The organism is Pedobacter sp. JCM 36344, assembly GCF_046546555.1.
Classification (GTDB): Bacteria; Bacteroidota; Bacteroidia; order Sphingobacteriales; family Sphingobacteriaceae; genus Pedobacter.
In genome coordinates this window covers 44,463-57,735 of the sequence record NZ_JBKHKK010000008.1, presented here as the reverse complement: position 1 = coordinate 57,735, position 13,273 = coordinate 44,463, and the positions used below count along the sequence as shown (strand labels likewise).

The 13,273-nt window shown below is 39.9% G+C and carries 12 protein-coding genes; 4 read left to right on the top strand and 8 right to left on the bottom strand.

The window, feature by feature from the left end; translation table 11 throughout:
• Positions 1-65 precede the first annotated feature (65 nt).
• Positions 66-1,196, top strand: a complete 1,131-nt coding sequence (locus tag ACHFIZ_RS09375) for a polymerase (RefSeq protein ID WP_410885128.1) — start codon at positions 66-68, stop codon at positions 1,194-1,196.
• A 510-nt stretch (positions 1,197-1,706) separates the two neighbouring features.
• On the opposite strand, the gene ACHFIZ_RS09370 is transcribed toward ACHFIZ_RS09375, so the two are convergent.
• The gene (locus tag ACHFIZ_RS09370) at positions 1,707-2,489 is read right to left on the bottom strand and encodes an O-methyltransferase (protein ID WP_410885126.1); all 783 of its coding nucleotides are present in this window, start codon (positions 2,487-2,489) and stop codon (positions 1,707-1,709) included.
• Between the two features lie 35 nt (positions 2,490-2,524).
• On the opposite strand from ACHFIZ_RS09370, the gene ACHFIZ_RS09365 reads away from it, so the two are divergent.
• Positions 2,525-3,394, top strand: coding sequence for a transglutaminase-like domain-containing protein (locus ACHFIZ_RS09365; RefSeq protein WP_410885124.1), 870 nt, complete (start codon positions 2,525-2,527; stop codon positions 3,392-3,394).
• Here the strand turns inward: ACHFIZ_RS09365 and ACHFIZ_RS09360 are convergent.
• From ACHFIZ_RS09360 to ACHFIZ_RS09350, 3 genes are all read right to left on the bottom strand, one after another.
• Positions 3,389-4,303 (bottom strand): alpha/beta hydrolase, encoded by a 915-nt coding sequence (locus ACHFIZ_RS09360; protein WP_410885122.1) that lies wholly within the window; start codon positions 4,301-4,303, stop codon positions 3,389-3,391. The two genes, ACHFIZ_RS09365 and ACHFIZ_RS09360, sit on opposite strands and share 6 nt — an antisense overlap.
• Before the next feature lie 2 nt (positions 4,304-4,305).
• Positions 4,306-5,380 (bottom strand): peptide chain release factor 2 gene (prfB, locus tag ACHFIZ_RS09355; protein WP_410885120.1). Its coding sequence is split into 2 segments (ribosomal slippage): positions 4,306-5,319 and positions 5,321-5,380, totalling 1,074 coding nucleotides; the frame shifts between segments, so codons are not numbered across the junction.
• A 56-nt stretch (positions 5,381-5,436) separates the two neighbouring features.
• A complete protein-coding gene (locus ACHFIZ_RS09350) occupies positions 5,437-6,741 on the bottom strand; it encodes an amidohydrolase (protein ID WP_410885118.1) in 1,305 nt (434 codons plus the stop codon).
• A 120-nt stretch (positions 6,742-6,861) separates the two neighbouring features.
• On the opposite strand from ACHFIZ_RS09350, the gene pgi reads away from it, so the two are divergent.
• On the top strand, positions 6,862-8,508 hold the full coding sequence (gene pgi, locus ACHFIZ_RS09345; protein WP_410885116.1) for a glucose-6-phosphate isomerase: 1,647 nt from the start codon (positions 6,862-6,864) through the stop codon (positions 8,506-8,508).
• A 110-nt stretch (positions 8,509-8,618) separates the two neighbouring features.
• Positions 8,619-9,155: a DUF4251 domain-containing protein gene (locus tag ACHFIZ_RS09340; protein ID WP_410885114.1), complete on the top strand. Its 537-nt coding sequence runs from the start codon at positions 8,619-8,621 to the stop codon at positions 9,153-9,155.
• A 25-nt stretch (positions 9,156-9,180) separates the two neighbouring features.
• Here ACHFIZ_RS09340 and ACHFIZ_RS09335 read toward each other — a convergent pair whose 3' ends face one another.
• Genes ACHFIZ_RS09335 through ACHFIZ_RS09320 form a run of 4 tightly spaced genes read right to left on the bottom strand, consistent with a single transcriptional unit; the run spans position 9,181 to position 13,251 of the window.
• Positions 9,181-10,269 carry a glutaminyl-peptide cyclotransferase gene (locus ACHFIZ_RS09335; protein ID WP_410885112.1) on the bottom strand — a complete coding sequence of 363 codons (1,089 nt, stop codon included), beginning with the start codon at positions 10,267-10,269 and terminating at the stop codon, positions 9,181-9,183.
• Complete coding sequence (locus ACHFIZ_RS09330) at positions 10,250-10,612, bottom strand: YraN family protein (protein WP_410885110.1); 363 nt, start codon at positions 10,610-10,612, stop codon at positions 10,250-10,252. The genes ACHFIZ_RS09335 and ACHFIZ_RS09330 overlap by 20 nt, the downstream gene beginning before the upstream one ends.
• The gene (gene dnaG, locus ACHFIZ_RS09325; protein WP_410885108.1) at positions 10,612-12,564 is read right to left on the bottom strand and encodes a DNA primase; all 1,953 of its coding nucleotides are present in this window, start codon (positions 12,562-12,564) and stop codon (positions 10,612-10,614) included. Before dnaG ends, ACHFIZ_RS09330 begins: the two co-directional genes overlap by 1 nt.
• 21 nt (positions 12,565-12,585) lie before the next feature.
• A complete protein-coding gene (locus ACHFIZ_RS09320; protein WP_410885106.1) occupies positions 12,586-13,251 on the bottom strand; it encodes an SGNH/GDSL hydrolase family protein in 666 nt (221 codons plus the stop codon).
• Positions 13,252-13,273 lie beyond the last annotated feature (22 nt).

Sequence of the window (13,273 nt, the reverse complement as noted above, 5' to 3'; positions counted from 1 at the left end):
GCTAATGTTGGCTTCAAAGTTGTAATGAGGCTGTAGTTATTAAAACTTTCCAGTATTTTAGGCCAATGAAGAAAATTTCACTTTTCACATTGCTTATCATTATCGTTGCAAACGCATTTGGGCAAAAGAAATTGATTGAACGCTACTTTTCCAACAAAACTGATTCCTCCAGAAAAGCCAGTTTTATGCCATTACCGGTAATCAGATATACTCAGGAGGTCGGGATTGAGTTTGGATTAGGAGCGCTGTTTTCTACCTACCTAGATAAAGATGATTTAACAAACAGAAGTTCCAACTTTTCAAGCATAGTCTCCATTTCAACAAAAGGTCAATACAATTTGACCATTAAAAGTGATATCTGGACCAAAAGAAACAAATACCACTACGTCGCCGAAACCCGTTTTAAAAAGATGCCCTTCGATTTTTATGGCATCGGTAATCAAACGCTGGAAGCTAATAAAGACCGACTGGTACAGGGATTTGTCGAAATCGTTCTGGAAGCCGAAAAGATGCTGATGCGCCATTCGTATACAGGAATTTCATTAGATTTTGAAAATTATCACTTTGAAGACAAGGTTATAGGTGGGTTATTTAGTACCGATCAGTCTCTCATTCATAAGATTGGTGGTTCTGTGCTATATACTGGCGTGTCACAAAGCTACGATACACGAAATTCAAATAATTATACTACCAAAGGGTTCATGGGCCGGCTAACCTATCAGTACGCGCCAGACCTATACGGAGGAGAGAACTTTACGGGGAGCCTAATTAAATTGAACCTTAGAAACTTCTGGCCACTCTCGCGTAAATTCGTGCTGGGCGTAAACGGTCTTTTCCATACTATTCAAGGTGAAAACACGCCATTTTATTTATTGCCACAACTCGGAAATGATGAGATTATGCGTGGCTATTACACTGGAAGATATAGGGGAAAAAATCTATTAGCGGCACAAACAGAACTGCGCTACCGCTACAACAGCCGTTTCGGTTTGGTGGCATTTGCAGGCGGCGGACAAGTGTTCGACAATAAAGATTTTGCAATAAAGGGATTCAAACCCTCCTACGGCGGTGGGGGAAGGTATTTCTTTGACCCTGAGAAAGGCTTGAGTGTTCGGGTAGACTATGGCATTGGCGAGAAACGTCCAAATGAAAAACGCCAGACTGGCTTTTACATCAGCCTGGCTGAGGCGTTTTAAAAGCATTATTTGATTCCAAAATGCTTAAACTTATTACTGGCAAAATCGAACTGAATAGAGTGGTGTGTCAAATACATTCATCTATACTTTCACCACAATGGTTCATCTCAATATCATATGACTACGCTATCTTAGATTTTACTTAAACCCGAGATTGGGTTATATTCGGTTATTAGGTAAACAGAACTTAATAGAAAGTTAAGCCGAAGTTAAAAAGGAGTTGACAGGGGCAATATCCCTGTTACCTCCCTGTTACCTCCCTGTTATGTCCCTATTATATCCTTATTATATAAGAGCACATTATGATCTCTATAGCAATCTGCTACCTACAAATCCCTTGATTATGTCTTTAAAGTTAAGTTGAATTGTTTGCATTTCCAGCCTCTATTATAGTTTTGATACTCTATAGCATTTGATTGCCTATTTATCCAACGTGCATAACTATCATTGCCCTGTTTTGTATTTAATGCTTAGGTCCAAGAATAAGGTGATGGAACAACCAATTTAAGACTAGTATTTTATTTTAAAGTGCTCTTTGACCTGGCCTTTTCTAAAAAATACCAGGCCTATCCAAAACAAATCAACCGTAACAGTAACCTGGGGGTTGGCTTTAATCTCCTCCCAGGCCTCCTTCATCCCCTCACTCCAATAGATATCATCAAAAATCAACAACGAGCCCTCATGAACCTTGGGTAAGCACCAGTTAAAATAGTTAAGAGTTGCATCTTTACGGTGGTTACCGTCTACATAGACGAAATCAAGTTGAGGTTGTTCCGCAATAATTTCAGGCAGTAGCAAATCAAAATTTCCAACCTGCAATTCTACATTTTCCAAATCTAACTGTCGGAAGTTGTTGTAGGCTACCTTTGCGGTCTCCGGACAACCTTCAATAGTGATTATATCTGCATCAGGACATGCCTTGGATAAATATGCGGTTGTAATCCCTAAGCATGTCCCTAATTCAATAATGCGCTTAGGATCATTATTTTTCGCTAGTCGATAAATCAATTGAGCAAGCAACGGACTCTTTAAGGCATTCTTAGCAATCTGACGAACCTTCTTCTTATTATTTTTATTTAGATGCGATCCCGCCCCTAAGTCGGTGACTTTGACTATGGAATCGTCATTCAAAAGTTTTTTTCGTTGAGCCTCAATGCTTTTATAGTCATCTTTAGACTTAAAATCGTAAATTACCTCATCAGTCAACTTATAAACGAACGGAGAGTGAGTTCCATGCCTACTTTTTGAACTGAGGCGATGCTTAATGTAATCGCTAATGAAACTAAAAACCATAATCGCAAAAATAGGGATTCATAATTGGATGTTTAATGGAAAACGTTAAAGAAATAAATGCGCTAGTGAAACTTCTTGATGATCCTGATCAGGAAGTTTTCCAGCATGTGGAAGAGAAGCTATTAGAATACGGTAATGAGGTTGTTGACTTTTTAGAAAACACATGGGAACATTCGTTAGATGCATTGCTACAACAAAGAATTGAAAACATTGTTCATAAGATTCAATTCAATAGCGTAAAAGAAGATTTGAACCTTTGGTACCAAAGTGGAGCTTTTGATTTGCTTCAGGGGGCTTTAGTGATCAACCGTTACCAATACCCCGATCTAAATGAAGAAAAGATTATCCTGCAAATGGAGGAGATCAAACGTGAAATTTGGCTGGGTTTGCAATATGAGATGAGTTCTATTGAGAAAATAAAACTCATTAATCACATCTTCTACAATGTATATGGCTTTGGAGGGAATACTAAGAATCATTTGGACCCGCAAAACTCATTTATCAGCCAAGTGATGGAAAGCAAAAAAGGAAATCAAATTTCCCTGGCTATCATCTATTCTACGCTGGCACAAAAGCTTGACATCCCTGTATATGGCGTTAACTTACCACAGCATTTCATTCTTGGATACATCGATGAGAGCAAACGAGAAGAGCATGAATTTGGTGTGCTATTTTATATCAACGCATTTAATAAGGGTGCAATCTTTGGAAAGCATGATGTAGACCAGTTCCTTCGTCAGCTTAATCTTGACTCCCAGCCAGGATTTTATGCGCCCTGCAGCAACGTAGAAATCATAAGACGTGTAATTAGAAACCTGATTTCCGCGTATGAAAATGCAGGAGCTAAAGAAAAGGTAGATGAACTGAAACAGCTTCAGGAAATTCTGGTAAACCCCGACCTATAAAAATTTGTTAGATTTCATCCAATTATGAAGTCGTTCAAACCAATCGTCTGTTGTGGTCTTGTTATTCAATCCAAAACCATGTCCACCAGCCTGGTAAATGTGCATCTCCCCTTTAACCTTGTGTTCTACTAATGCCGCATTGAAATCCATACTGTTCTGAACAGGAACTGCACCATCATCATTTGCATGCACTAAAAATGTAGGAGGCGTATCTGCTGTAACATGTTTTTCATTAGAGAAATATTCTTTCTGTGCATCTGTAGGGTTAGGGCCTATTAGGTTAGCCATTGAGCCTCCATGGGTATATTTACCGAAAGTAATCACGGGATAGGCCAAAATAGAGAAATCAGGACGAAGACTAATCTTCTCCTTATTCTCTATTTTAACATCGTTGTAATGCACAGTTAGCGTAGAAGCAAGGTGCCCACCTGCGGAAAAGCCCATGATACCAATCTTCTTAGGATCAACGCCCCATTTTGCAGCATCCTTTCTTACCAGATACATCGCTTGTTCTGCATCCATCAAAGGCCCAAAAGATTTGTCGACCATTATGGCATCACTTGGCAATCTATATTTTAACACAAAAGCTGTAACTCCGTATTCATTGAAACGCTTTGCGATATTAAAACCCTCGTGATCAATAGCTAGAATTCCATAGCCACCACCCGGGCAAATAATTACAGCGGCTCCAGTAGCTTTACCCTTCTCAGGTTGGTAGACAATCATGGTAGGTTCGCTTACTTTCGATGTTCGGGTAATCTTATCTTCACCTAGCGGCGATTCTTCTTTATAATCAGACGGCGCTGGCTTAGAGCCAGGGATAATGCCTTTATAAAGTTTTATAACTTCTTGTCCTTTAACCGTGTTGAACAAACAAATTACCATAAACAATGCGATGTAGTGTTTCATATTTAGAATTCCATTAAGTATGCTTTTAAAAAATCATTGATATCACCATCAAGAACAGCTTGTGGGTTAGATGTTTGGAAGTTAGTTCGGTGGTCTTTTACCCTTCTATCATCCAGCACGTAACTTCTGATTTGTGACCCCCATTCAATCTTCTTCTTATTTCCCTCCACCAGTGCAGATGCTTCCATACGCTTACGCATTTCGGCCTCATACAATTGGGATTTCAGTAATCGAATTGCATTTTCCTTATTCTGCAATTGTGAACGGGATTCCTGGTTTTTAATCACAATACCTGACGGCTTGTGATATAAACGAACTGCGGTCTCCACCTTATTCACATTTTGACCACCTGCACCACCTGAACGGAAAGTCTCAAATTCAATCTCCGAATCTTTAACTTCTATTTCGATGGTATCGTCAACAAGCGGGTAAACGTATACTGATGCAAAAGAGGTATGCCTGCGGGCGTTAGAGTCAAATGGTGATATCCTCACCAAACGGTGTACGCCGTTCTCTCCCTTCAAATACCCGTAAGCGAATGCGCCTACAAACTGGATCGTTACTGACTTAACACCGGCAACTTCCCCTTCCTGGGAATCTTGCTCTGTAATTTTGTAACCGTTCTTTTCACCCCACATCATGTACATCCGCATGAGCATATAAGCCCAATCGCAACTTTCTGTACCGCCCGCCCCAGCGGTAATCTGCATTACAGCGGGCAATTGATCCTCTTTGTTTTTAAGCATGTTTTTAAGCTCCAGAGTCTCTACAGCTTCCTTACAAAGGTCAAACTGCTCTTGCATCTCTTCCGTGGAGGCATCACCTCCCTGGAAAAAGTCAAATAGCACTTGTGTATCTTCCAGTAACCCATTGGCTTCCTGCCAGGCATCAGTCCACACTTTCTTAGAATTGATCTGCGCGATGTGTTGTTCTGCTTTCTTGGGATCGTCCCAAAAGTTGGGCTGCAGTGTCATTTGCTGCTCAACATATATATCTTCTAAACGCGTTTCGACGTCAAAGATGCCTCCTCAGCGACGTTATTCTGTCCCTTAAATCCTGAATTTGTTCTTTTGTCATAATCGCAAACTTACCTAAAATTGTTAATTATATCCGATAGAAAGAAATGGCATGTGTTACTTCTTCATTACCATAAAATCGATAGCCAGATTACAAAGGGCGTTTACACCAAGCGTAAAGCCACTCTCGTCAATAAAGAAATCTGGCGTATGGTGTGAAGGTGCCTTAACAGGATCCCCATTTTTGGGCATCCCTCCTAGGAAGATGAATAAGCCGGGAACCTTCTCCTGATAAAAAGAGAAGTCTTCAGCTCCTGTAACAGGTGGCTTTAGTTTTACATGCTCCCTCCCAGCACTCGCCTGTAAACTCGGCAACATCTTTTCTGTAAGCGATACATCATTGAACGTTACCGGATAATGTGCGCTGTAAGGAATGATAACCTCTGCTTTACCTCCGCCAGCTTCGGCAGTTTTGGTTGCAATGGTCTTAACGCGTTCGATAAACATCGCCTCGTCTTCTTTGCTAAAGTTCCGGATGGTTCCCAACATTTCTACCTTCTCGGGTATGATGTTAGACCTTATCCCTCCGTTAATAGACCCGATGGTAACCACCCCAGGATTTTCAGTAACATTCAGATTCCTGCTAACGATTGTCTGCAGGTTATTTACAATTTGAGAGGAGATGACAATTGGATCAATACTACTCCATGGATAAGCACCATGCGCTTGTCTGCCAGTAACAATAATTTTCATGTCGTTAACTGCTGCCATTGTTCCCCCGGGACGATAAGTTATATCGCCCACCGGAGTTTGCGAATTAATATGCAATCCGAACACTGCATCAACTTGGGGATTCTGTAACACTCCTTCCTTTACCATCAACTCGGCACCACCTTCCTCCCCAACAGGCGCGCCTTCTTCTGCGGGCTGAAAAATAAACTTGACAGTACCCGGAATGTCTTTTTTCATGGAAGCCAACACTTCAGCTACTCCCATCAAAATGGCTACGTGTGTATCATGCCCACAAGCATGCATTACCCCAACTTCCTGACCATTATAAGTTGCTTTAACTTTCGAGGCAAAAGGTAAGTCCACCCTTTCTGTAACTGGCAGGCCATCCATATCAGCTCTTAGTGCGACAACCGGACCAGGCTTTCCGCCCTTCAATATCCCTACGACTCCTGTCTTGGCGACACCTGTTTTCACTTCAATACCTAATGACTGAAGGTGCTTCGCGATGATGCCTGCAGTTCTTGTTTCATTATTTCCTAATTCAGGATGTTCATGCAAATCCCTTCGCCATGCAATTACCTTTTGCTCAATGCTCAAAGCCTTACTTGAGATCGCTGTTCTTAAAACATTCTTTTGTCCTAAGGCGTTAAATGAACTGAGCACAAACAGTATAAAGTAAAGTTTTTTCATGGATCGGCCATTTTCTTTTAAATATAGTATTATAGACCGATGATTTTGCCTGAGATAATATCATAATTCAATTTTAGCAAATAAAATAAACAATTACATTTACAAAAAACACAAGACCATATGTTCCCAACTATAAATTTCACAGAAACAGAAGCCTACAAATATCTTGCTGACCATTTCATCAGCATTAACGAAAAAAACTTAAAGCAACTTTTCCAGGAAGACAATGCAAGATTTGAAAAATTCTCACTCTTGTTTGAGGATATACTTGTTGACTATTCAAAAAATAGAATTGACGATACTACCATTGCACTTTTAATTCAGCTTGCGAGAGAGTGTAAGCTTGATGAGGCAATTAAATCAATGTTCAGCGGAGAAAAAATAAATGAGACTGAGGGCAGGCAGGTGCTGCATGTAGCACTTAGAGCACCGGCAAATTCAGAAATTCTCGTGGATGGCAAGAACGTTGTTAAAGATGTTCATACAGTACTTGATAAAATGAACAAATTCTCTGAGCAGATCATTTCTGGAAACTGGAAAGGTTACACCGGGAAAGCAATCACTGATGTTGTCAACATTGGTATTGGGGGCTCAGATCTTGGTCCGGTAATGGTAACTGAAGCGCTGAAGGCATATAAGAATCACCTGAACCTACACTTTGTATCTAACATTGATGGAACGCACATCGCAGAAACATTAAAGCTGGTAGATCCAGAAACTACTTTGTTTTTAGTCGCATCGAAAACTTTCACTACACAGGAGACCATGACAAATGCGAATACTGCACGTACTTGGTTTTTAGATAAAGGCGCTAAAGAAGAAGATATTGCGAAACACTTCGCTGCCTTGTCGACGAATGCAAAGGACGTTGCAGCCTTCGGTATTGATACGGAGAATATGTTTGAATTCTGGGATTGGGTTGGAGGAAGATACTCTTTATGGAGCGCCATAGGATTGCCGATAGCCTTAAGTATTGGTTTTGACAATTTCAAACAACTGCTTGCTGGTGCACATGCTGCAGATCAACATTTCGAGAATGCAGAATTTGAGATCAACATCCCGGTAATTCTTGGTTTGATTGGCGTGTGGTACATAAACTTCTTCGATGCAGAAACCCAGGCTATACTTCCATACGATCAGTATATGCACCGTTTTGCAGCCTACTTTCAACAAGGGGATATGGAAAGCAATGGTAAACATGTAGACAGGGATGGTAAGGATGTAACCTATGAAACGGGTCCAATTATTTGGGGCGAACCCGGAACTAACGGCCAGCACGCGTTTTACCAACTTATTCACCAGGGCACACGCTTAATCCCATGCGATTTCATCGCACCGGCACAAAGCTTGAATCCGATAGGAGAACACCACCCTATACTGTTATCTAACTTTTTTGCACAAACAGAGGCTTTAATGAATGGTAAAACCAGAGAGCAAGTAGTAAAAGAATTGGAAAAAGATGGTAAATCTACTGAAGAGATTGAGAAACTAGCGCCGTTTAAGGTCTTTGAGGGTAATAGGCCGACAAACTCAATCATAATTAAAAAAATAACGCCATTTAGCTTAGGAAACTTGATCGCAATCTATGAGCACAAGATCTTTGTACAAGGTGTGATCTGGAATATATTTAGCTTTGATCAATGGGGGGTGGAGCTTGGAAAGCAATTGGCAAAAAGTATTTTACCAGAGCTGGAGGGCAATAAAGAGGTGAGCAGCCATGACGGTTCTACCAATGGGCTCATCAACCAATACAAAGCCTGGAGATAATATTGGTCCTCTGAAATTTCTTTCTTAGCAACGTAACCTTTTGACTTCTAATTTGTTCTCTTATTAGAAGTCAAAAAAATTACGTATATTCACATAAACAACCACGTATTATGAAAACGCTAAAAAACATGTTATTAATTGCCGGGCTTTTCACGGCAGTTCAAGTATCAGCTCAAACTGATAAAGCCACCACGATCAGATTGGTAGAGGGTAAGAATTTCATTTTTAATGCAACAAGTGCCCAACCAATGAATTCGGTAGAGATAAGTGCTATTTTTAGCAGAATACCTGGTGCAATGGCGGGAGCCTCAGTTCCACTACGGAGTGATGTTTATCAACTTAATGTATCCAATGATAATGTTGAAGCCTATCTTCCATACTATGGTAGGTCATACAATGCACCAAAAACCTCAAATGAGGCCGGCATAAAATTCAATACAAAAGAGTTTAGCTACAAAGCAGACAAAAAGAAAAAAGGAAATTACGTTGTTACCATTAAACCCGCTAACACAAAAGCAGATGTCCAATCAATGACTTTGCATATCAGTGAAAAAGGTTACGCTTCTTTAAGTGTGATCAGTAACAACAGACAAACAATTAGCTACAGTGGTTTTATTAGCGACCCTGCCAAGTTAGCTTCAAACTAAGATTTTTCTTCAACGTTAGTTCTTCCTATTGGGGAACTAACGTAATTTCAAATAATTTAGGCCACTTTTTGCCAGTCACAAATAGCCGGTTATTCTTCCTATCCCAGGCAATGCCATTTAAAACATCAATATTAGTATCGGTCGATTTTCTGTTGTATCCTTTCTCAAGCAGTCTGCTCAAATCAATCTTTTTCTCTACTATACCAGAATTTGGATCGATAACTACAATATAGTTCTTGGTATAGACATTTGCATAGATCTTTCCTTCGATATATTCTAGTTCATTCAACGAATTCACCGGGCCATCATTGTCATAGACTTCTATTGAACGCTCTTCTTCGTAAGTATCCTTATTTAGGAAATAGAGTCTGTTACTGCCATCAGATTTTATGAGTTCTTTACCGTTAAAACATAGCCCCCAGCCCTCGCGACTCGCTTGATATGGAAAACTTGATTTTTGTACAAGAGTTTTTGCATCAAAAACAAGCCCTATACCATTTTGCCAGGTAAGCATTACAATTTTATCACCTACCAAGGTTGATCCCTCTCCAAAATACTTTTTATCCAGGTCTGCTTTCTGTAATGTTTTACCCGTTTCCAGGCCTACCCAGCGCAACGTAGAGCTACCATCCAGCCCAGTGCTTTCTAAAATCCGACCATCATGGTATTCCAGTCCCTGTGTATACGAAGAGGTATCATGGGGAAAGACGCTTTTTACTTTATAACTGTAAAGTTCAGGCTTGCTCCCGGGCAACATAACAATATTTACGGTAATGGTATCCTTTGCAGACCCGTTAACAACTATAGCCGTAATGATTTTATAACCGACAGAAAAATTCGTTGTCGGAATTAAAATTGAATCTGCAGTATTTTTGACTGCAACTTTCTTGCCATCAATAAGATAGGTGGCAGATTTGAGATTCATATTCTGGGGGACATCCAGCTGAATTGCGATTGACTTACCAATAGCAACCGTTTGGCCCTGTTCTGGAAACTTAAAACTTACGCTGCTTGCAACACTAGGCTCGTTTTTACAAGAGCTGATTAATGAACTTGACAGGATACAAAGAAAGAAGACTAGGTAATAGTTACTTTTAACTTGGCCAGAATGCATCTTCAATATGATTTACAATATAATTGTTCTTATTCTCAAAAGTGATTGCTATAATATCAAAACGAATTTCGCCCTCATGATTACTCTGTTCAATAAAAAAAAGGGAAGCAAACTCAAACTGCTTTTCCTTCTTCCAATCCACAAACTCTTCAGGCTGACCGAAATTGGTAGAACTTCTAGTTTTAACTTCAATAAAAACTAAAGTATCTTTCTGCTTTGCAATCAAATCTATCTCTGCTCGTTTATGACGCCAGTTCATCTTTAAAATCTGATACCCTTTATTCTCAAGATATTCTTTAGCTAGTTCTTCCCCCCTTTTTCCAAGGTCATTGTGACTTGCCACTATTTCAGTATTACAGATCCCAGGAATTTGGAAATCTCTTTCTCAACGCCTTTAATGAATGAATAACGTTGCATTAATATCTCTTGATTTACAGGATCTTCTTCTGTTTTGATCTCCTGCAATAGCTGAAGCAACATTTTGTCTACCTTACGCTTTTTTAGATGGTATATGCCACCGAGTATAGTCGCCTTAAGATTCACGGTTTCATCCCTCACATAAATCTTATGCTTATTGTACCAATTGTCGCTCAACATATATGGGGAGGTAGATAACGTAATGGCGAGATCAGCAATCTCTCTTTTTTCACTTTTGATAAATTGATTTGCAACGGGCAAGTGTCCATTCTCAATTTCCTCGCGGTACGTATCTATCACTTGTTTGCATAAGGCGTCTTGAAAGGTTACATCAGATAAATTTTGCATGATAAATGAACCTATATACATATTGTCGATTTTATCCCAGTTGACAAGCTCATGGCCAAAAGCTAGAAGTAACCTCACAATTTCCTGCTCCTGGATAGAATCATCATCTACAGATTCTTCGTTTGCAACAACAACTATAGAGGGATCTGGATTTTCAAAGAGCTTATCTGGCGGACCGTCTAAAGGCTGGTTGTAAGATTGCGAGGCATTACTGGCTTTCTTAAATTTGGCAGCCCTCATCTTATTGAGTTCAGATAGTAAGATCCGCTCCTCAATCTGCAATAAACCGCTACACTCCCTGATAAATATGGAAGCTTTAATATCGTCTGGAATCTTTGAAATACTTTCCACGATATCCTTGATAATCCCAGCCCTTTTGATGGGGTCGTTGCCGGCTTCCTTTAATAGTATATCAGCTTTATAAAGAATGAAGTCCTTACGTGAATTCTCAATATAATTCTTGAAGGCAGCAGCACCCATATGGTGCATGTAAGAATCAGGATCATGTCCGTCTGGAAACGAAACTACCTTCACGTTCAGGCCTTCTTCAAGAATCATGTCCAAACCTCTTAATGAAGCCTTAATCCCTGCTGCATCTCCATCATAAAGAATGGTTACATTCTCCGTAAAGCGACCAATCATTCTAATCTGCTCAACTGTCAGCGAAGTTCCAGAAGAGGCAACTACATTCTCAATTCCCGCCTGATGGACAGCGAGTACATCGGCATAGCCTTCAACAAGATAACAGTTGTTAGTATCTCTAATCGACTTTTTTGCATGAAAGAGGCCATACAATACGCTCGATTTATGATAGATATCACTCTCAGGAGAGTTGACATATTTGGGAACGTTCTTATCCGTTTTTAGAGTCCTCCCACCGAATCCAATTACTCGTCCAGTGAAGTTGTGAATAGGAAACATAACCCGACCTCTAAAACGATCATAGACCTTTCCTTTATCGTTTCTTATCGCTAGTCCAGTCTTATCAAGGTACTCTTCTTTATGGCCTGCTGCGACTGCATTTTGAATCAATGCATCCCATACATCAGGCGAATAGCCCAACTGAAACTTCTTGACAATATCTTCTCTGAAACCACGCTCTTTAAAGTAACTAAAACCTATGGCACGGCCTTCTTCTCCCGTAAAAAGTTCATTTGCGAAATAGTTAGCTGCGAATTCAGAAACAATATATAAGCTTTCCCTCGCATTCTGCAGTTCGATATTCTGAGGCGACTGCACAGTCTCCTCAACTTCGATATTGTATTTGTTCGCAAGGAATTTTAAAGCTTCTGGGTAGGAATATTTCTCATGATCCATAACAAAATGGACCGAGTCGCCTCCTTTGCCACAGCCGAAACACTTATAGATACCCTTTGTTACAGAAACGTGGAAAGACGGGGTCTTCTCATTATGAAATGGACAATTACCAATCAGGCTTGTACCACGCTTCTTTAAGGCCACAAAATCACCAACAACTTCCTCTATTCGGGCAGTGTCCATGATCTTGTTTATGGTATCCTGATTAATCATATTGTAGGGGCAGTAGTAAATTTATTTTATTAACGGCAACAACTTATCGGCTAATGTTTGGTTTCCCAATGTGTTTAAATGCACACCATCGGAAGTTAATATCCCATTTTCTTTGTTGTCAGGATTATTCGCAGCATCATATTCTTTGAAGATTGTTCTCAAATCACATATGCGCAAATTATTCTTGGTAGCAAGCTCGCGGATTGCTCCTGAGTATTTATCGAGGTCAGCATCCATTTCGTTCTCGTTATTTTTCCTTTCTCCGATAACAGCAGGGGTACACAAAACTACTTTAGCGCCATTGCTCTGGATCTTCGTGATTAAACCTTGATAAAATTTAGAAAACTTATCGAAATCAGTACCCGTCTTGCTTAACGCTTTATGCCAAACGTCGTTAACTCCGATATAGATCACTACCAGATCAGGCTTCTTTGTCAACACATCATCTTCCATCCTAAAGAACAGATCATATACTTTATTACCACCTATACCAGCTCCGATAATTTCGTATTTGGTTGGGTCAAGCGCTTTTTTAATAAGGTCCACATAGCCACCAGGCTGAACACCGGCTTGAGTGATAGAATCACCAAAAAAGATGATCTTTTTAGGTTTAAAATTCATTGCAGTAAAAAGCACTACCATCATAAATGCAGATAGAAATGCCATTGATCTAAATAACGTTTTCATTTAATAAGGTTTTAATTTTAGT